The sequence below is a fragment of the Streptomyces sp. JHA26 genome (assembly GCF_002005565.1).
GTDB lineage: Bacteria > Actinomycetota > Actinomycetes > Streptomycetales > Streptomycetaceae > Streptomyces.
On record NZ_BDJC01000005.1, the window covers coordinates 166,059 to 184,355 of the forward strand.

An 18,297-nucleotide genomic window follows, 5' to 3' on the forward strand; every position below is an offset into this window, starting at 1 on the left:
GGATGCGGCGCTACCGTCGTCCTGGCACGCCTCCGTCCCGGCGTGCCGTAGGCGAGGAGGAGGTGCCCGTGGTCGGGTCGTCCAGGAGTGAACAGCGCATAGGCCTGCTGAACGGCTTCGCGGCGTACGGGATGTGGGGGCTCGTCCCGCTGTTCTGGCCGCTGCTCAAGCCGGCCGGGGCCGGGGAGATCCTCGCCCACCGGATGGTGTGGTCCCTCGCCTTCGTCGCCGTCGCCCTGCTCGTCGTGCGGCGCTGGGCGTGGGCCGGCGAGCTGCTGCGGCAGCCGCGCAAGCTGGGCCTGATCACCGTGGCCGCGGCGGTCATCACCGTCAACTGGGGCGTCTACATCTGGGCCGTGAACAGCGGCCACGTCGTCGAGGCGTCCCTCGGGTACTTCATCAACCCTCTGGTCACCATCGCGATGGGCGTGCTGCTGCTGAAGGAGCGGCTGAGGCCCGCGCAGTGGGCGGCGGTCGGGACCGGCTTCGCGGCCGTGCTCGTGCTCACCATCGGCTACGGCCGGCCGCCCTGGATCTCCCTCTGCCTCGCCTTCTCCTTCGCCACGTACGGGCTGGTGAAGAAGAAGGTCAACCTCGGGGGCGTCGAGTCGCTGGCCGCCGAGACGGCGATCCAGTTCCTGCCCGCGCTCGGCTACCTGCTGTGGCTGGGCGCGCACGGCGACTCCACCCTCACCACCGAGGGCGTGGGGCACGGCGCCCTGCTCGCCGCGACCGGCGTGGTCACCGCGATCCCCCTGGTCTGCTTCGGCGCGGCGGCGATCCGCGTGCCGCTGTCCACGCTGGGCCTGCTCCAGTACCTGGCCCCGGTCTTCCAGTTCCTGCTCGGCATCCTCTACTTCGGCGAGGCCATGCCGCCCGAGCGCTGGGCCGGCTTCGCGCTGGTCTGGCTGGCGCTGACGCTGCTCACCTGGGACGCGCTGCGCACCGCCCACCGGACCGCCCGGGCGCTGCGGGCCCGGCTGGACGAAGCCGGCACCGGCGTGCCGGCGGAGAAGGGGGACGGCGCGCGGGACTCGGACATCGTGGCCTGCGGAGGGCCGTCCCCGGATTCCGCTTCCGCGCAGCCCGCGGCCGCGCCCGCACAGCTCGACGCCCCCACCGGGAAGCCGTAACCCGATATGCGCGACGCCGTGGCCGAATAGCGGTCTTGACGGGGCGTCAGCCGGAGCCACACCATCCAGGCACCCCATTCACCGGGAGTCCTCCCCAGGGACTCCCCAGGAATTCGGAGCCCCCCACATGAAGCTCCCCGTTTCCGGGCGTGCCCTGGCGGCCGGTGCCGTCGCGGTCGCCACCCTGGCGGCCGGCGGTTCCGTGGCCGGTGCGGCACCCGCGTCCCGGGCCGCCGAGGCGGCCGCCGCCCCCGACATACCGGTGGCCAACGTCAAGGCCCACCTGGCCCAGCTCCAGTCGATCGCCACGGCGAACGGTGGCAACCGCGCCCACGGTCGCCCCGGCTACCAGGCGTCGATCGACTACGTGAAGGCCAAGCTGGACGCCGCCGGGTTCACCACCACGGTCCAGCGGTTCACCTCCTCCGGCCGCACCGGCTACAACCTCGTCGCGGACTGGCCGGGCGGCGACGCGAATCAGGTTGTCATGTCAGGGTCACATTTGGACAGCGTCACCTCGGGCCCCGGCATCAACGACAACGGCTCCGGCTCGGCGGCCGTCCTGGAGACCGCGCTCGCCGTGGCCCGCTCCGGCTACCACCCCGCCAAGCACCTGCGCTTCGCCTGGTGGGGCGCGGAGGAACTGGGACTGGTCGGCTCCCGCTCCTACGTCAACAGCCTCGGGTCCGCCGGGCGCGCGAAGATCAGCGGCTACCTGAACTTCGACATGATCGGCTCGCCCAACCCCGGCTACTTCGTCTACGACGACGACCCCGTGATCGAGAAGACCTTCAAGGACTACTTCGCCGGCCTCGGCATCTCCACCGAGATCGAGACCGAGGGCGACGGCCGCTCCGACCACGCGCCCTTCAAGAACGCGGGCGTCCCCGTCGGCGGCCTGTTCAGCGGCGCCGACTACCGCAAGACGTCCGCGCAGGCGGCCAAGTGGGGCGGGACCGCGGGCCAGCCGTTCGACCGGTGCTACCACTCGTCCTGCGACACGACCGCCAACATCGACGACACGGCCCTGAACCGCAACAGCGACGCCGTCGCGTACGCGGTCTGGCAGTTGTCGCGGTAGCGCCGGCGGGTCAGTCGGCCCGGGCGTGCGCGTGGGCGCGGGCGCGTTCGGCGAGGCGGCCCATGCGGGTGCGGGCCGACTCGAGCTGCTCGGCGTCCTCGGCGGCCGGCCCCGCCTCGGCGGCGAGTTCGCTCCACAGGCCGACCAGATCGCGCCCCAGCTCCAGCCCCTGTTCGGGGTCGCGCACCGCACGCCAGGCGGTGGCCGCGCTCTGGACGTTGCCGTAGGCGGCCTCCGCGTCACCGGCCCGGCGGTGGATGCCGGCCAGGTCCAGCGAGAGCCGGAAGGCGCGTTCCGGGTCACCCGACAGGTAGGCGATGTACGCGGTGAGCTCGCGGAGCCGGAGCACCTCCGGGTGCTCCGGCCCCAGCGTGTCCGAGGCCTCGGCCACCGCCCGCTCCGCGAGTCGCGCCGCGTCCTGCGTGCGCCCCTCCCTGACCGCCTCGTTGACCCGCGCCGTGGGCTCGGCGAGGAGGGCGGGCGCGGTGGCGTCGCCGGGTGCGGTGAGCGGCGCGTCGCCGAGCACGGCCTCGGCCACGGCGTCGAACCCGCGGGCGGGGGTGGGCGTGGGCCTGGACTCGGGGTTCACGGCGAGATCGGGGCCCGGCTCCGGCCGGCCTGCCGGTGCGGGGTCGGATGTGGAGGCGGAGGCGGGAGTCACGTCTCCGAAGGCGCCGGTTACGACGGCGGGGCGTGCGGGGACGTCGACCGCCGCACCACCGAGCACCGGACCGCCGGGCGCGGGGGCACCGGGCGGCGTGTCCATCGAGGGCGGCGGGCCGAACACCCCCGTCGGCGGCGCCACCGTGCCCGGCGCCCTGCCCCCGGCGGGCACGGGCAGGGCGCGCAGGACGAACGTGGGCGTGGACCCGCCGGACGGCGCCGGCTGCGGCTCGGGCACCGCCGGAGTACCGGCGGCCGGGACCGACCGGACGGCGGAGACCGCCGAAGCCGAGGCGGGGTCCACCGGGGCCACCGTGGCCACCGGATCCGCCGGGGCTACCGGGGCCACCAGGGCTGCCGAATCCGCCGGGGCTGCCGAGCCCGCCGGGGCTGCCGAGTCCGCCGGGGCTGCCGGGTCCGCCGGGTCCGCCGAGTCCGCCGAGTCCGCCGGGTCCGCCGTGGCACCCTCCACGCCCCGCGTCGTCCGAGGCGTCGGTACCGGCTTCCCGGCGAGGTGGCTGGAGCCGTCCGGGTCGACCCGGAGCCGGACGACGCAGCCGATGCGCTCGTCGTGGATCGTGGCGAGGACGGGCCGGCCCGCCGTGCGGGCGAAGTGGTGGAGGCGGTTCAGGACGGCGTGCCGGATCTCCTCGCCGGGGGCCGCGACGACCGGGACGCCGTCGACCGAAGCGCCGCACGCGTCACCGCCGGCCTCCGGTACCCGGACGTCGATCGGGCGCTCGGCGCGCTGCCGGTCCCGCTGCCTGTCGCGGCCGAGTCGAGACATCGTCCCCCCACTCATAGGCGGCTTCCGTCGGCGGTTCCGCTTCCCTGCCGTCCAGAGCCTGTCATGCCTGTCGTTCACCTACCGTCGAGTCTCTCCGCTCGCTCGCGATTCTCACGTCACCGCGGTGTCACAGGCTCGTTCCAGGAGGTCACGCACGTGCGGTGCGTCGCTCCGGGGCGTCCCGCGCGCCACTGTCCGAGCACCGCCCCGGACCACCTTGGACATTTTCATGCGCGCACATATAATGCATGTGCTAGTAGATACCCGTATCCGCGCACGCTGGACATCCCTGGGGGATCCATGAGCCGCCGCTTCCTCTTCCTGCTCGGCAGCAGCCGCCCCGCCGGCAACACCGAGCTGCTGGCCCGCCGCGCCGCCGAACAGCTGCCCCCGGACGTCGAGCAGCGGTGGATCAGCCTGGCCGAGCACCCGTTGCCCGAGTTCGAGGATCTGCGGCACGACAGTGACCACGTCCGCCCCACCGAGGGCGACGCGGCCCTGCTGCTCGACGCCACGCTCGCCGCGACGGACCTCGTGATCGCCTCGCCGCTGTACTGGTACTCGCTGTCCACGCCGGTCAAGCGCTACCTCGACCACTGGTCCGGCTGGCTGCGCACCCCCGGCCTCGACTTCAAGGCGACCCTGGCCGGCCGCACCCTGTGGGGCGTCACCGTGCTCGCGCACACGGAGCAGGAGGTCGCCGACCCGCTGATCGGCAGCCTGAACAACTCGGCGGCGTACATGGGCATGCGGTTCGGCGGGGTCCTGCTCGGCAACGGCAGCAAGCCCGGCGACGTCCTGCGCGACACCGACGCGCTGGCCCGTGCCAAGACCTTCTTCGCCCGGGAGGCGCCGCTCGCCCGTTTCCCCTACGAGCGGGCGGACGCGCCGGCTACGAGGTGACGTCCTTCGTCGTGAACCGCGCCCAGGCCGCCGACCCGAACACCGCCGCGTACAGGGCCTGGAGGCCCAGGTTCTTCACCAGGTCGTCCCAGTAGACCGGCTCGCGCATCAGGTCGGCGAAGGACAGCCAGTGGTGCGAGAAGAAGTACGGCCGCAGGGCGTCCAGCTGGGGGATCTGGTCGAGGATCTGGATGGTGATCAGCAGCCCGACCGTGGTCGCCATCGCCGCGATGCCACTGCCGGTCAGCGTCGAGACGAACAGGCCGAGGGCCGCCACGCCGACGAGCGAGGCGGCGACGACCAGGGCGATCAGCAGGGCCCGCCCCAGGCCCTCGGCGTAGGTGATGCGGGTGCCGGAGATGGTGGTCAGGTCACCGAGCGGGAACAGCAGCGCCCCGACCGCGAGCGCCGAGACGGCGACCACGAGCGTCGCCACGAGGCAGAAGGCGATCACCGTCGCGAACTTCGTCAGCAGCAGGCGGGTGCGTCCGGCCGGGGCGACCAGGAGGTAGCGCAGCGTGCCCGCGCCCGCCTCGCCCGCGATCGCGTCACCGGCGACCACACCGACGGCCATCGGCAGGAAGACCGGGAGCGTCGCGGCGAGCGCGGTGAAGACCAGGAACAGTCCGTTGTTGCTGATCTGCGAGATGAACGCCGGTCCCGCGCCCCCGCCGCCCCGGCCCCCGCCGCCGAAGGACGAGCCGCCACCCGTCTCGATCTTCACGGCGATCCCCACCAGGACCGGCACCGCGGCCAGCACGCCCAGCAGGGCGAGGGTGCGCCAGCGCCGGAAGGTGATCAGCAGCTCGCTGCGGAGCAGGCCGAGGGACCACAGGCGGCTCGGCGCGCGCACGACGCCCGCCTCCACGCCCGCCTCCACGTCCGCGTTCCCGTCCGCCGCTCCCCCGGCCCGGGCCGTCCCGGCCGGTGACGTCTCAGCCCGCGACATCGAAGCCCTCTCCCGTGAGCGCCACGAACGCGTCCTCCAAGGAGGCCCGTTCCACTCCGAAGCCGCGGACGCGCACGCCGGCCGCGACCAGCGCGGCGTTCAGGTCGGCGAGGTCGCCGCCCGGCGGCTCCGCCGTCACCCGGTCCTCGGCGACGGCCACGTCCCCGGCACCCCGTTCCTTCAGCACGCGGGCCGCCTCCCCCGCGTCCGGCGTGGTCACCACCAGCCGGCCGCGCGCCCCGGCCGCCAGGTCGGCGACCGCGCCCTGGGCGATCAGCCGTCCCCGCGCCATCACGGCCGCGTGCGTGCACACCTGCTCGATCTCGTCCAGCAGGTGGGAGGAGAGGAAGACGGTCGTGCCGTCGGAGGCCAGCTCGCGCACGAGGGCGCGGATCTCGCGCATGCCCTGGGGGTCGAGCCCGTTGGTGGGCTCGTCCAGCACCAGCAGGCGGCGCGGCCGGAGCAGCGCCGCCGCCAGGCCGAGGCGCTGTTTCATGCCGAGCGAGTACGCCTTCGCCTTCTTGCCCGCGGCCGCCGCGAGGCCCACCCGGTCCAGCGCCGCCCCGACGCGCTCGTGCCGGGTGCGCGGATCGGCGGTCGGGTCGGCGGCGTCGTAGCGCAGCAGGTTGTCGCGGCCGGAGAGGAAGCCGTACGGGGCCGGGCCCTCGATGAGGGCACCGACCTGGGGCAGCACGGTGCGGACGGCGCCCGGCACGGGCCGGCCCAGCACCCGTGCCGTGCCCGAGGTCGGCTCGATCAGGCCCATCAGCATGCGGATGGTGGTGGTCTTGCCGGAGCCGTTGGGGCCGAGGAAGCCGAAGACACTGCCCGCCGGGACGGTCAGGTCCAGGCCGTCGACGGCGAGCTGTCCGCCGCGGTAGCGCTTGGTGAGCGCACGGGTGGCGATGACGGCGTCACCCACGCTCCCCCGGTCCGGGCGCTCCGGGCGCTCCGCTTCCGCGGCGGACGGTTCGCCCATCGGCTCCCTCTCCTCGTCGTGCGGGTGGACCTGTACTACTACTGCTTCTTCTACTTCGCGGCGTTGGCCGCCTTCACCAGCGCGTCCTTGGTGACCGCACCGGCGTAGACCTTGCCGTCGTCCGTGATCAGGGCGTTGACCAGGCGGGTCGTGAAGACCGTGCCCGAGCCGAAGTCGCCCTTGACCTGATCGCCGAAGGAGCCCAGGAAGCCGCCCAGGTCACCCCCGGCGGAGGCGGTGGGCAGGCCCTGGCCGCCGGTGTCGAAGGTGGCGATCGAGTTCCAGCCCTCGCCGATGACCTCGAGACCGTCCAGGCCCTCGGCGAGGTCGCCGTCGGCCGCGCGGCTCCGCTCCGGGGCCTTGGGCATCTCGTCGCCCTCGGTGACCTTCGCCCCCTTGGGCGGGGTGAAGTCGAACGTCGACGCGTCCGGCTTCGCGAAGCTGACCCGGGTGAAGCCCGCGTCCACGACGGCGGCGCCGCCGCTCGACGGGGTCAGCGTGAACTTCAGCGGCATGCCGGTCTCCGCGTCCACGGCCACGCTGATCACGCCGACCGTGGAACCGGACTGCCGGGGCTTGATCACCAGCCGGTACGCGTCCCGGCCGGCCACCTGCGCGGTGCCGTCGACGGTCACGGACGTGGTGTCGTCGACCGCCTTCAGCGCCTCCTCGGTGAAGTCCTTCGGGGTGGCCGGCGCCTTCTTCGCGGGCCGCTCGGCGCCGGGGGACGTGGTGGAGTGGTAGACCTCGTTGGACCTGCTGTCGTAGCCCCAGACGTCCTTGCCGTCGTGGATCAGGCTGTACTCGGCGGCGTTCTCCAGCAGCGACAGCTTCTGCCGGTCGGGGCCGTCGGCCGCGACGCGCAGCGTGTGGGAGCCGCTCACCAGCTCGGTGAGCTTGGCGGACGGGTCGGCGGAGGAGCCGCCGTCGTCGTCGCCGGCGCCGGCGCCCGGGCCGCCGGACATGCCGGACATCAGGCCGCTCTCCAGGCCGCCGAGGTCCGGCAGGCCCAGGTCGGTGTTGATCCTGACGGTGCCGGACAGCTGCTGGACGTCCGACTCGGCGATCTTCTGGATGAGCTGCTGGGCCGTCACCTCGGGCAGGTCCGGGTCACCGGAGTCGGCGAGCGCGGGGACCAGCCCGATCGTGGCGGCCGCCACGGCCATCACCGAGACCGGGACGACGTACCGCGCGGCCCTGCGCCGTCCGGCGCGCGGCGCCTCGCCCTCCCCGGCGGTCGTGCTGTCGTCGGAATCGATCGGTGCCATGTGTGCCCTACCTCCGTCGTCGGCGGCGGCTGTCTCACGACCTCGCACGTGTTCACCCGTGAGCCGCCATTCTCACCCGAATCGGTGAGGAGTGGTGGTTTTCCGTGGTGTCCATCTGACCAAATCGGTCAGGAAGAAGCGTCAGACCGCGGGCTCAACTCCGTGTACTCCTGCGGGATGACACCAAGGGGGGAAGCCTCCCCCGATCAGTGGGGGAAGGGGCGCCGCGCCGGAGGACGTGGGACGGCCGGAGGTCAGCCGGCCCGGTGCACCACCGCGTCGCACAGATCGATCAGCGCGGCCTTCGCGTCGCACTCCCGCAGCGGGGCCAGCGCCGACCGGGCGTCCTTCGCGTAGCGGACGGTGTCCGCGCGCGCCTGCTCCAGCGCGGGGTGGGCGCGCAGCAGGCGCAGCGCCTCCGCGTGCCGGGCGTCGTCGCTCAGGTCGGAGTCCAGCAGCTCGCACAGGGCGAGGTCCTCGGCGAGCCCCAGCCGGGCCGCCCGTTCGCGCAGGCGCAGCACCGGGAGGGTCGGGATGCCCTCGCGCAGGTCCGTGCCGGGCGTCTTGCCCGACTCGTGGGAGTCGGAGGCGATGTCCAGGACGTCGTCCGCGAGCTGGAAGGCGACGCCGAGCCGCTCGCCGTACTGGGTCAGCACGTCGACGACCGTCTCGTCGGCACCGGACATCATCGCGCCGAACCGGCAGGAGACCGCCACCAGCGATCCCGTCTTGCCGCCCAGCACGTCCAGGTAGTGGTCGACCGGGTCCCGTCCGTCCTGGGGGCCGGCCGTCTCCAGGATCTGGCCGGTGACGAGCCGCTCGAACGCCAGGGCCTGCACCCGGACCGCCTCGGGCCCGAGGTCGGCGAGGATCTGGGAGGCGCGGGCGAACAGGAAGTCGCCGGTGAGGACCGCGACCGAGTTGCCCCAGCGGGTGTTCGCACTGGGCACGCCGCGGCGCACGGCGGCCTCGTCCATCACGTCGTCGTGGTAGAGCGTGGCGAGGTGGGTCAGCTCCACGACCACGGCCGAGGGCACGATGCCGGGCGCGTAAGGGTCGCCGAACCGGGAGGCGAGCATCACCAGCAGCGGACGGAACCGCTTGCCACCGGCCCGCACCAGGTGCTGGGCGGCCTCCGTGATGAACGGCACCTCACTCTTGGTTGCCTCGAGCAACCCTTCCTCGACGGCCGCCAATCCGGTCTGGACATCGGCTTCCAGAGCCTGGTCCCGCACGCTCAGCCCGAACGGCCCGACGACGGTCACGAGGGGTCTCCTGTCTGCTGGTGTCTACTGGCGATTACCTGGTTTGTCGATAGGTCGCTGCCACCACTCAAGTCAGCGTATCCGGTCACGTTTCGATCACCGCTAGCGCCCACCGTTACAGGCCGGTCGGTATCGGATCATGCACGGCATGTTTCCGATCGGGCGATATGAACAGATATCGGATGACATCGCCCGAAAGGTGCGACACGGGGCGCGGGACGCCGGAAGCCACCGCCGAAGATCCCACCACCCCTCCCGGGGGGCCGCACCCCGAGAACATCACCCGTTCGGCATCCACACCCTCACCCCTCGCGGGTGCCCGCCCGGCGCGGGAGGACACCGGAACGGGCCGTCGACGGCGAGGTGCGGCACGGGGTGCACGCACCCGGCACCCGCCCGGGACTCACCCAGCCGCCCGTCCGGCCGATCACCCGACCGACCGCCCGACCAACCGTCCGACCGTCCGACCACCCGCCCGGCCCGCGCTCCACACCGAAGCGCCCCCTACCGATGGGCGGTTGGCCACCACTTAGCCCTAATGCCCGATTTGCCACACTTGTTGACACCAGTGAGTTGGCTCACGCCGCCACACCCGCCCGCACCCCCGCCGCGAGGGCTGTCATTCCTTTGACCCGCAAGGGAGTTGGGCCTTGGCACTCGCAAAGGATCAAGTACCCCAAATGCCCCAGACCAAGGTCAACAGGCACGTCGGGTGATTCCTGCACTTGTTCCGGACATGTGCTCTCGCATACGTTCCCGGCCTGTCAGGCGGACGCCGAATCCTGCCACCGCCCCGACACCCAGTCATCCACTCGACACACTCGCAGGCAGGAGCGGGGGACCCAGGTAAGTCGCCGTGCCGGACGCCACCGGCGCGGCTCGGGGTGAAGCCGTGCCCGTCAGGGCGCGGCCGGGCACCTCCCCGCCCGAACCCGACAGCTCACCTCGCAGGCGTAGGAGAGGGACACACACATGCCTGCCAACGGTCAGAACCGTCACGCCCGCACCAGCCGCCTCGCCCGCAAGCTCGCCGTCGCCGGCACCGGCGTCGCCGTGCTCGCCCTGCCGCTCGTCGGCGCCGCCACCGCGTCCGCCGCCACCCCGGCCGCCACGACCACCGCCGCCACCGCGACGACCACGTACCCGGACAACCTCGACGGCTGGATCCGCGAGGCGCTGGACATCATGGCCCAGCAGGGGATCCCCGGGACGTACGACGGCATCCACCGCAACATCATGCGGGAGTCGTCCGGCAACCCGTTCGCCATCAACAACTGGGACATCAACGCCGTCAACGGCACCCCGTCCAAGGGTCTGCTCCAGGTGATCGACCCGACCTTCCGGGCGTACCACGTCCCCGGCACCTCCTGGGACTCGTACGACCCGGTCGCCAACATCACCGCGGCCTGCAACTACGCGGCCGACCGGTACGGCTCCATCGACAACGTCTTCGGCGCCTACTGAGCCACCAGCACGCCTGGACACAACCGGATGGACTGACCCTCACCGACACGCGGCGGCGTGTCAGGAGGTTCCGAAGATCCGCTCGAGGACGACGGCCACGCCGTCGTCCTCGTTCGTCGTGGTGACCTCGTCGGCGACCGCCTTGAGTTCGGGGTGGGCGCCCGCCATGGCGACCCCGCGGGCCGCCCAGTGGAACATGGGGATGTCGTTGGGCATGTCCCCGAAGGCGATCGTCCGCCGCCGGCTCAGCCCCAGGCGTTCGGCGGCGAGCGCCAGACCCGTCGCCTTGGTGACCCCGCACGGCTGGAGCTCCACCGTCCCCGGCCCCGACATCGTGACCGTCGCGAGGGAGCCGACCACCGCGCGCGCCGTCGCCGCCAGTTCGTCGTCGGACAGGTCGGGGTGGCGCAGCAGCACCTTGCTGATCGGTTCGCTCCACAGCTCGTCGCGCCGCTCCACCCGCACCGCGGGCAGGGTCGGGTGGGGCATCAGGTAGCCCGGCTCGATGAGCGTCAGCCCGTCGACGCCGTCCTGGTCGACCGCGGCGTACACGTCGCCGACCTCCGCCTCGATCTTGCCGAGCGCGGTCTCCGCCAGTTCCCGGTCCAGGGTGACCGACCACAGCATCCGGTGCGCGCCGGCGTCGTACACCTGCGCGCCCTGTCCGCACACCGCGAGCCCCGTGCAGCCGAGGTCGTCGAGCAGGGAACGCACCCTCGGTGCCGGGCGTCCCGTCACCACCAGGTGCCGCGCCCCGGCCCGGGCCACTCGCTCCAGCGCGGCCAGCGACCGGTCGGAGACGGTGTCGTCGCCGCGCAGCAGCGTTCCGTCGAGGTCGGTGGCGACGAGGGCATATGCGGTGCGGTTCATGATCAGAGAATACGGACACCGCACCCGTCCGACTCACCCACGACCGGATGCGCACGAGGACGTTCGCAGGTGTCCGAAACCTGACGCAACATCGTCTAAAGGCGGTTAAAGGCCTGTGCACCAGTTGGCAACAACATGCTCTGCCTTCTACCCCCCGGGCGGCCCCGGCGGTACCTTCCTGTTGTCCAGGGGGACTTGATCGGGGGGTCGGGTTGAACGGCGGACGTGTACGCGTGCTCAGGCCACAGGAGCTGGGCGAGGGGGAACGGGAGAGCTGGCGCGCGCTGCGCGCCGCGTCGAGGTCGCCGCGCAACCCGTTCATGGAACCGGAGTTCACCGACGCCGTGGGCCGGGTGCGGCCCGGGGCGCGGGTGGCGGTGCTGTACGAGGGCGGTGAGACCGCCGGTTTCCTGCCGCACGAGCGCGGACCGCTGGGTCAGGGCCGGGCGATCGGACTCGGGGTCTCGGACTGCCAGGGCGCGGTGCTGCGGCCGGGCCTCGTCCCGGACACCCGCCGGCTGCTGCGGGCCTGCTCCCTGTCGAGCCTCGCCTTCGACAACCTGGAGGCCGAGCAGGGCCTGTTCGTGCCGTACGCCGTCGAGGAGCACGCCACCTACGTCATCGACGTGGAGAAGGGGTACGAGGCGTACGAGAGCGTGCTGCGCACGCAGTCGCCGAAGTTCCTGAAGACCACCCTCGCCAAGGAGCGCAGGCTGGGCCGGCAGGTCGGGGACGTGCGCTTCGTGTTCGACGAGCGCGAACCGGCGGCGCTGCGCACGCTCATGGAGTGGAAGTCGGCGCAGTACCGCAGGACGGGACGCCGGGACCGCTTCGCACAGGAGTGGATCACCCGGCTCGTCGGACGGCTCGCCGAGACCCGGGCGCCCGAGTGCACGGGCACGCTGTCCGTGCTCTACGCCGGCGACCGGCCCGTCGCCGCCCACTTCGGGCTGCGCTCGGCGTCGGTCCTGGCCTGCTGGTTCCCGGCGTACGACCCGGACTTCGCGAAGTACTCGCCGGGGCTGGTGCTGCACCTGCGGATGGCCGAGGCCGCCGCCGCCGCGGGCGTCGGCCTGCTCGACATGGGGCGGGGCGCGGCGGAGTACAAGGACTCGCTGAAGACCGGCGAACTGCCCGTGTACGAGGGAACGGCGACGCGTCCGGGGGCGGGCGCCGCGCTGCAGTGGCTCGGCCGCGAACCGGCCCGCCGCGTGCACGGTTTCGTGCGCGACCGGCCGCGGCTGGCGTCGCTGGCGGCACGCGTGCTGAAGGAGGCGGCCCGGCTGCGCCGGTCGTGACGGAGGGGCAACCACGAGGGGGTGGGGCGCATGGCCGGAGCACGGCGTGCGCGACAGGAGACACGGCGGGAGATCGAGAGGTTCCTGAGCACCGAGCCGGTGCAGGTCGCCGAGCTGGACCTCGGCGACGGGGAGGAGGAGGCCGGCCTCAGACCGGGGCCGGGCAGTCCGCCGGTGACGTCCGGCCCGGTGTTCGTCCTGGTCCGCAGGGCGGGGCGGCCCGTCGGCACGCTGCTGGGGCGGGTGCCGGAGGGTGCGGATCCGACGCGGACGCTGGCGGAGCTCGCCCGGCGCCTGCATCCCGGGGCGCCGCCCGCGTTCGCCCCGCCGCACGGCCCGCCGTCCGCCCCGCCGTCCGCCGGTGTCGTCGTCGCCACCCGGGAGCGCGCCGGGCAGCTCGCCCGCGCGCTCGACTCCCTGCTCGCGCAGGACCATCCGGACTACGAGGTCGTCGTCGTCGACAACGCCCCGGTGACCGGCGAGACCCGCGAGCTGGTCGAGCGGAAGTACGCCGAGCGCGTGCGGTACGTGTGCGAGCCGGTCCCCGGACTCGCCGTCGCCCACAACCGGGGCCTGGCCGCCGTGCGCAGCGAGGTGGTCGCCTTCACCGACGACGACGTGGTCGCCGACCCGCGCTGGCTCACCGAGCTGACCGCGCCCTTCGCCGCCGACCCGCGCCTGGGCTGCGCCACGGGCCTGATCCTGCCCGCCCGGCTGCGCACCCCGGCCCAGGTGCTGCTGGAGAGCCACGGCGGCTTCGCGAAGGGCTTCGTCCCGCGCACGTACGACCCGCACCACCCGCCCGCCGACGAACCGCTGTTCCCGTTCACCGCGGGGCGCTTCGGCTCCGGTGCCAACATGGCCTTCCGCACGGCGGCGCTGCGCGCGGCGGGCGGTTTCGACCCGGCGACCGGCGCCGGCACGCGCGCGCGGGGCGGCGACGACCTCTACGGCTTCGTGCGCGTCCTCGCCGAGGGCCGGCGGCTGCACTACACGCCGACGGCCCTGGTGTGGCACCACCACCGGGAGACCTGGCGCGACCTGGAGACCCAGGCGTACGGCTACGGCGCGGGGCTCACCGCGTACCTCACGGCGATCCTGGTGAACCGGCCGGCGCTGCTGCCGGCGTTCCTGGCCCGGCTGCCGCGCGGGCTGGCCCACGCGCGCGGGCTGACGGCCGTCCGCGACACGGACGGCGGCGGCGCACCGGGCGACCACGACGAACGGACCCATCCGTGGCCACGGCGGCTGTCGCGGCTGCAGCGGCGGGGGATGGTCTACGGCCCGGTGGGCTACCTGCGTGCCCGGTACGCCCTGCGGTCCGCTCCGAGGGGGACGCGATGACGACGGCGGGCAACCGCGGCGGGGGCACACCGGGCGGCGGAACACGGGCGGGTGGCAGAGCACGGGCGGGCGGCAGAGCACGGGCGGGCGGCGACCGCATTCCCGTCTTCCTCTACCACGCCGTGATGGACGATCCGCCCGACTGGATCGCCGAGTTCACCGTCACGCCCAAGGAGTTCGCCGTCCACCTGGACGCGATCGTCGACAGCGGGCGCACGCCCGTCACCATCGGCGCGGTCGCCGACCACCTCGCCGGGCGGGCACCCCTGCCGCCCCGGCCCGTGCTGCTGACCTTCGACGACGGCTTCGCCGACCTGCCGGGGCCCACGGCCCAGGCGCTGGCCGACCGCTCGCTGCCCGCCACCGCCTACCTCACCACCGGGGCCATCACCCCGGGCGGCCGCAGCCTGCTGCCCCCCGCCCCGATGATGACCCTGGACGAGGCCGCGGAACTGGAGCGGGCCGGTATGGAGATCGGCAGCCACACCGTCACCCACGCCCAGCTCGACACCCTGTCCGCCAAGGCCCTGGCGTACGAACTGCGCACGTCGAAGGACGTCCTGGAGGACGCCCTCGGCCACCCGGTCCGCCACCTCGCCTACCCGCACGGCTACAACAGCCCGCGGGTCAGGAGCATGTCGGCCCGCGCCGGCTACGAGACGGCCACCGCCGTGCGGCACGCGCTCAGCTCCGACCGCGACGAGCGGTACCGCATCGCCCGCCTCATCGTGCGGCGCGGCCACACCGTCGCCGACGTCGAGGCGTGGCTGGCGGGCGAGGGCGCCCGCGTCGCGCCCTACCCCGACGCGCCCCGGACGGTCGCGTGGCGGTGGTACCGGCGGGGCCGCGCGCTGCTGCGCGGGCCCGAGTTCGCGGGGTGACGCGGGGCGGGGCCGGTCACCCGTGCGGCTGGTTGAGGTACGGGTCACCGGCCGCCCCGCGCAGGGCGGCCCACGCCTCGTCGCCCGCCACCGACAGATCGCAGTGCGGCCCCGGGTCGCGGTAGTTCCACTGGAGGGCGGCCCTGACGCCCTCCAGGTCCTTGAGCACCCGGGGCACCTGCGCGTACCAGCCGGCCTGGCGGCCGGGCCGGTCCGGGTCCGAGGCGGTGCCGAACTCCGAGAGCATCAGCGGCTTGTCGTCGGAGATGTGACGGCGGATCCAGTCGTGGCTGGCCTGCTGCGTCTCGGCGAAGGTCAGCCACTTCGCCTTGTGGCACAGGTAGTAGTTGTACTGGTTGTAGCCGATCCAGTCGACGTACGCGTCCCCCGGATACATGCTCCGGAACAGGTCGGCGTGGTCCAGGTAGCCGGTGATGATCCAGGTCCACACCACGTTGTCGACGCCCAGCGCGCGGAAACGGTCGTGGAGGTGCCGGTACGCCCTGACGTACTCCGCCGGGGTGCCGTTCTCCGGGGTGCGGGTGTCCATCTCCAGGTCGAAGGAGAGGAAGACCTTCTTGCCGGTGCGCTCCCCGTACTCCTTGATCCGGCGCGCCTGGACGTCGATCACGGAGTCGTCCAGCTCACCGTCGGCTATCCGCTTCCACGTGGGCTGCTGACGCTCGGTGCCGCCCCACCACTTGCTCTCCCAGGACAGCAGCAGCATGCGGTCCTCGCCGACGCGCTGCTCCTGCTCGGTGAGCAGCTGGCCCTCCAGGCGGGTGCCGGTGACCGCGGACATGTCGTGGTACGTGTACACGATGTCGAGCTTGCGGCCCACGTGCTTCTCGTAGGCCTCGACCTTGTCGGCCAGGTCGGCCTTGTCGTGCGGCACGAAGGCGCCGAACCAGACGCCGCAGGGCGGTTCCAGGAGCGCGGTGGGACGGCACTTCGGGTCGTCCCTGGGGTCCGCCGGTCCGGAGGTCTCACGGAGGGCGAGCACCGCGATCAGCACCGCGCAGGTGGCCGTGGCGGAGGTGATCAGCAGTCGTCGCCGGCCGGTCTTCCTCGGCCTGCGGTGCTGACCGGTCGTCGTCGGTTTCTCGGACGTACGGCGGACGGGTCGAACGAACCTCACGGAGCGGAACCCTTTCGTGCCCCCGGCACCGTGTCCGGCGTCGGGGAGGCGCGCAGGCTCGGGCAGAGCGCGGCGAGCGTGGTCAGCATGGTCAGGGTGAGCAGCGTGCGGTCCCCGCTGAAGGCGCGCGCCGCGATCAGCACCGTCGCGACGAGCACGGCGGCGCTCACGCTGAGCAGGACGGCCAGCATCAGCCGTTCCAGCAGGTCGGAGTGGCGTTCGAAGTCCGCGTCGTGCCGCTCCACGGGTCCCTCCGCCCGGCGGGCGCGCAGCGCGGGTCCGCAGATCCTGACCAGGGCCGCGCCCGGGCCGACGGCGAGGAACAGCGCGACCGCCGCCCCGCGCGGCGGTGAACCGTCGGGCAGGGCGAGCGCGGCCAGCGCCAGCCAGCCGCCGAACGCGGGCAGCATGCGGATCACCAGATCCTGTGGTGTCATGACCGGTTCCCTTCTCGGCTCATCGGCTCAGCCCGCCGGTTCCAGGACGTAGAGCACGCCGGCGCTGTTCTCCGCCACGCGGGTGAAGCGCGGCGAGGCCGCGACGGACTCGCGGATCCGGGTGAGCTGGGCGCGGTCGAGCTGCCCGTTCATCTCCGAGTTGGCCATCTGCCCCTGGGTGAGCAGGAAGTAGGCCCGGGCCGGCCGCTCCACCTCGGCCATGTCGCGGGCGAGGGTGGCGGCGGGGTCGCGCACGATCTCGTCGACGTGGTGCCGGTCGTCGTCGAGGAACCAGTAGTGGTCGACGCGCCAGTACGCCTCGTAGGCCAGCGGATAGTTCCGGTTGGCGGCGACGACGAGGGAGCCGTCGGGGGCCTGGTCGAAGAGCTGCTGGACGAGGGCCACCTCCCGGGGCGGGAAGTAGTTGACGCGGTCCTTGCCGGAGTAGCTCGGCACGAACGCGAGCGTCGCCGCGAGCAGGACGAGCAGCGGCACCCACACGGCGGGGCGCGGGACGGACGCGGCGAGCCGGCGCCGGGTGGCGGCGGGGCCCTCGGCGGGCCGCCCGGCGTCGGCGGTCCCGGCGGCCAGGGTGCGCACCTTCGGCAGGAGCGCGGCGGCGGCGAAGAAGGCGGCTCCCGGCAGCATGAACATCAGCACCCGGAAGATCATCTCGCTGCCGTAGCTGCTCGCCGCGAACATCGGCAGCGGGGCCGCGGCGAGCAGCAGCAACGGCAGCGCCCGGCGCCGCAGCACCCGCTGGCGCAGCACCCCGGCCAGCGCCAGCAGCAGGACGGAACCCGACAGCAGCCGGGCCGCCCAGGAGGTCGCCACCGCGCCGGTGCCGGTGGGCGTGGTCCCGTACCCGGTCTCGACGTTGGCGCCGACGTCGCCGATGGAGCGGATCATGTCCGGCATCGCGGCGGACAGGAAGGGCAGCGCGGCCGTGAGGCACCAGGCCAGGAAGATCACCACCGTGGTGACCGGGGGGACCCAGTCGCGGTAGCGGCGCGTGCAGGCCAGGGCGACGAGGGAGACGACGAGCATGCCGGGCGTGAGCTGGTGCGAGACGACGATGGTGGTGACCAGCACGGTGAGCAGCACCGTCCACACCGCCTGGCCCTGCCGTCCCGGCCGCCCGTCGGGCCGTCTGCCGTACCGGCGCAGGACGACGGCCAGGACGCCCAGGTGCAGGGCGAAGGCGACGGACTGCGGGGAGAAGTAGTCCTGGCCCACCCAGTCGGCGACGAAGAACAGCCACACGGCCGTCCAGATCAGCCTGCGGTCCTGGGTGAAGGTGCGGTAGATCAGCAGCAGCGGGAGCAGCAGCATCAGGCTGGAGACCAGCGGCCACCACGCCATGTACATCGCGGCGTCGTCCACTCCCAGCAGTCGCACCAGCGCCGCCTGGGCGGCGAAGAAGCCGGGCCACTGGTCGTAGACGGCCATGTCACCGAGCTGGTCGGCGCCCTGGAGCCCGCCGGAGGTGAGCAGGTGGTCGATGACCGCGTCGTGCTTCCACGCCCAGGCGTACAGCGGGGTCGGATAGAGGACGGCCTGCGTGGCCCGCTCCATCACCAGCAGGGCGAGGACGTACGCGAACGACCAGCCGTTCCCGCGGCGCGGGTCGCGGACCGTGAACCAGAAACCGGTGGTGAGCACCACGAGGCCGGCCCAGAAGGCGGGGTGCAGGGCGGTGACCAGTCCGTAGTCGTCGAGGCGCGACACGTCGGTGTGCCGCATCGCGAAGGCCCACAGGGCGAGCGCGACGAGCGGAATGACGGCGGGCAGGGCGGCGGAGGCGGCGGCGCGCACCGGCCGGGCGGCGGGGGCCGGT

Annotated in this window: 16 protein-coding genes and 1 riboswitch; of the genes, 7 read left to right on the forward strand and 9 right to left on the reverse strand. The window is 73.3% G+C overall.

What is annotated here, in order from left to right; all coding sequences use genetic code 11:
* The first annotated feature begins 68 nt into the window (after positions 1-68).
* Both rarD and JHAT_RS05250 read left to right on the forward strand, forming a co-directional pair.
* A complete protein-coding gene (gene rarD / locus JHAT_RS05245) occupies positions 69-1,133 on the forward strand; it encodes an EamA family transporter RarD (RefSeq protein WP_077796837.1) in 1,065 nt (354 codons plus the stop codon).
* Positions 1,134-1,260: 127 nt separating this feature from the next.
* Positions 1,261-2,214, forward strand: coding sequence for a M28 family metallopeptidase (locus JHAT_RS05250; protein WP_077796838.1), 954 nt, complete (start codon positions 1,261-1,263; stop codon positions 2,212-2,214).
* A 10-nt stretch (positions 2,215-2,224) separates the two neighbouring features.
* On the opposite strand, the gene JHAT_RS34535 is transcribed toward JHAT_RS05250, so the two are convergent.
* Complete coding sequence (locus JHAT_RS34535; RefSeq protein WP_077796839.1) at positions 2,225-3,664, reverse strand: hypothetical protein; 1,440 nt, start codon at positions 3,662-3,664, stop codon at positions 2,225-2,227.
* Positions 3,665-3,964: 300 nt separating this feature from the next.
* On the opposite strand from JHAT_RS34535, the gene JHAT_RS05260 reads away from it, so the two are divergent.
* Positions 3,965-4,567 carry a flavodoxin family protein gene (locus tag JHAT_RS05260; protein ID WP_077796840.1) on the forward strand — a complete coding sequence of 201 codons (603 nt, stop codon included), beginning with the start codon at positions 3,965-3,967 and terminating at the stop codon, positions 4,565-4,567.
* Here the strand turns inward: JHAT_RS05260 and JHAT_RS05265 are convergent.
* The 4 genes from JHAT_RS05265 to JHAT_RS05280 all read right to left on the reverse strand — a co-directional run bounded on the left by JHAT_RS05265 (position 4,557) and on the right by JHAT_RS05280 (position 9,028).
* Positions 4,557-5,516, reverse strand: a complete 960-nt coding sequence (locus tag JHAT_RS05265) for an ABC transporter permease (protein ID WP_253195398.1) — start codon at positions 5,514-5,516, stop codon at positions 4,557-4,559. The genes JHAT_RS05260 and JHAT_RS05265 overlap by 11 nt on opposite strands.
* Positions 5,503-6,495, reverse strand: a complete 993-nt coding sequence (locus JHAT_RS05270; RefSeq protein ID WP_077796841.1) for an ABC transporter ATP-binding protein — start codon at positions 6,493-6,495, stop codon at positions 5,503-5,505. Before JHAT_RS05270 ends, JHAT_RS05265 begins: the two co-directional genes overlap by 14 nt.
* Before the next feature lie 50 nt (positions 6,496-6,545).
* Positions 6,546-7,763 carry an outer membrane lipoprotein carrier protein LolA gene (locus JHAT_RS05275; RefSeq protein ID WP_077796842.1) on the reverse strand — a complete coding sequence of 406 codons (1,218 nt, stop codon included), beginning with the start codon at positions 7,761-7,763 and terminating at the stop codon, positions 6,546-6,548.
* A gap of 254 nt (positions 7,764-8,017) precedes the next feature.
* On the reverse strand, positions 8,018-9,028 hold the full coding sequence (locus tag JHAT_RS05280; RefSeq protein ID WP_077796843.1) for a polyprenyl synthetase family protein: 1,011 nt from the start codon (positions 9,026-9,028) through the stop codon (positions 8,018-8,020).
* A gap of 803 nt (positions 9,029-9,831) precedes the next feature.
* Positions 9,832-9,997, forward strand: a riboswitch (cyclic di-AMP (ydaO/yuaA leader).
* Positions 9,998-10,000: 3 nt separating this feature from the next.
* On the opposite strand from JHAT_RS05280, the gene JHAT_RS05285 reads away from it, so the two are divergent.
* On the forward strand, positions 10,001-10,492 hold the full coding sequence (locus tag JHAT_RS05285; RefSeq protein ID WP_077796844.1) for a transglycosylase SLT domain-containing protein: 492 nt from the start codon (positions 10,001-10,003) through the stop codon (positions 10,490-10,492).
* A gap of 60 nt (positions 10,493-10,552) precedes the next feature.
* Here JHAT_RS05285 and JHAT_RS05290 read toward each other — a convergent pair whose 3' ends face one another.
* Positions 10,553-11,362 (reverse strand): HAD family hydrolase, encoded by an 810-nt coding sequence (locus JHAT_RS05290; RefSeq protein ID WP_077796845.1) that lies wholly within the window; start codon positions 11,360-11,362, stop codon positions 10,553-10,555.
* 233 nt (positions 11,363-11,595) lie between these two features.
* Between JHAT_RS05290 and JHAT_RS05295 the strand changes: the two genes are divergently transcribed.
* The 3 genes from JHAT_RS05295 to JHAT_RS05305 all read left to right on the forward strand — a co-directional run bounded on the left by JHAT_RS05295 (position 11,596) and on the right by JHAT_RS05305 (position 14,885).
* Positions 11,596-12,660, forward strand: a complete 1,065-nt coding sequence (locus JHAT_RS05295) for a GNAT family N-acetyltransferase (protein ID WP_253195399.1) — start codon at positions 11,596-11,598, stop codon at positions 12,658-12,660.
* 30 nt (positions 12,661-12,690) lie between these two features.
* Positions 12,691-14,004 (forward strand): glycosyltransferase family 2 protein, encoded by a 1,314-nt coding sequence (locus tag JHAT_RS05300; RefSeq protein WP_077796847.1) that lies wholly within the window; start codon positions 12,691-12,693, stop codon positions 14,002-14,004.
* Between the two features lie 125 nt (positions 14,005-14,129).
* A complete protein-coding gene (locus JHAT_RS05305) occupies positions 14,130-14,885 on the forward strand; it encodes a polysaccharide deacetylase family protein (RefSeq protein ID WP_107481824.1) in 756 nt (251 codons plus the stop codon).
* A gap of 16 nt (positions 14,886-14,901) precedes the next feature.
* Here the strand turns inward: JHAT_RS05305 and JHAT_RS05310 are convergent, their stop codons facing one another.
* From JHAT_RS05310 to JHAT_RS05320, 3 genes are read right to left on the reverse strand one after another with little or no spacing between them, the layout of a single operon-like run.
* Positions 14,902-16,023, reverse strand: coding sequence for a glycosyl hydrolase (locus JHAT_RS05310; protein ID WP_077796849.1), 1,122 nt, complete (start codon positions 16,021-16,023; stop codon positions 14,902-14,904).
* Positions 16,020-16,460 carry a hypothetical protein gene (locus JHAT_RS05315; protein ID WP_077796850.1) on the reverse strand — a complete coding sequence of 147 codons (441 nt, stop codon included), beginning with the start codon at positions 16,458-16,460 and terminating at the stop codon, positions 16,020-16,022. The genes JHAT_RS05310 and JHAT_RS05315 overlap by 4 nt, the downstream gene beginning before the upstream one ends.
* 27 nt (positions 16,461-16,487) lie before the next feature.
* Positions 16,488-18,275, reverse strand: coding sequence for a glycosyltransferase (locus JHAT_RS05320; protein WP_077796851.1), 1,788 nt, complete (start codon positions 18,273-18,275; stop codon positions 16,488-16,490).
* Positions 18,276-18,297: the final 22 nt, after the last annotated feature.

Excerpts from the sequence above, each read along its gene's own strand:
- JHAT_RS05305 (WP_107481824.1), top strand. The coding sequence starts at position 14,130 with ATGGACGATCCGCCCGACTGGATCGCCGAGTTCACCGTCACGCCCAAG.
- JHAT_RS05270 (WP_077796841.1), bottom strand. The coding sequence starts at position 6,495 with ATGGGCGAACCGTCCGCCGCGGAAGCGGAGCGCCCGGAGCGCCCGGAC.
- JHAT_RS05275 (WP_077796842.1), bottom strand. The coding sequence starts at position 7,763 with ATGGCACCGATCGATTCCGACGACAGCACGACCGCCGGGGAGGGCGAG.
- JHAT_RS05300 (WP_077796847.1), top strand. The coding sequence starts at position 12,691 with ATGGCCGGAGCACGGCGTGCGCGACAGGAGACACGGCGGGAGATCGAG.
- JHAT_RS05285 (WP_077796844.1), top strand. The coding sequence starts at position 10,001 with ATGCCTGCCAACGGTCAGAACCGTCACGCCCGCACCAGCCGCCTCGCC.
- JHAT_RS34535 (WP_077796839.1), bottom strand. The coding sequence starts at position 3,664 with ATGTCTCGACTCGGCCGCGACAGGCAGCGGGACCGGCAGCGCGCCGAG.
- JHAT_RS05260 (WP_077796840.1), top strand. The coding sequence starts at position 3,965 with ATGAGCCGCCGCTTCCTCTTCCTGCTCGGCAGCAGCCGCCCCGCCGGC.
- JHAT_RS05315 (WP_077796850.1), bottom strand. The coding sequence starts at position 16,460 with ATGACACCACAGGATCTGGTGATCCGCATGCTGCCCGCGTTCGGCGGC.
- JHAT_RS05265 (WP_253195398.1), bottom strand. The coding sequence starts at position 5,516 with ATGTCGCGGGCTGAGACGTCACCGGCCGGGACGGCCCGGGCCGGGGGA.
- JHAT_RS05250 (WP_077796838.1), top strand. The coding sequence starts at position 1,261 with ATGAAGCTCCCCGTTTCCGGGCGTGCCCTGGCGGCCGGTGCCGTCGCG.
- JHAT_RS05290 (WP_077796845.1), bottom strand. The coding sequence starts at position 11,362 with ATGAACCGCACCGCATATGCCCTCGTCGCCACCGACCTCGACGGAACG.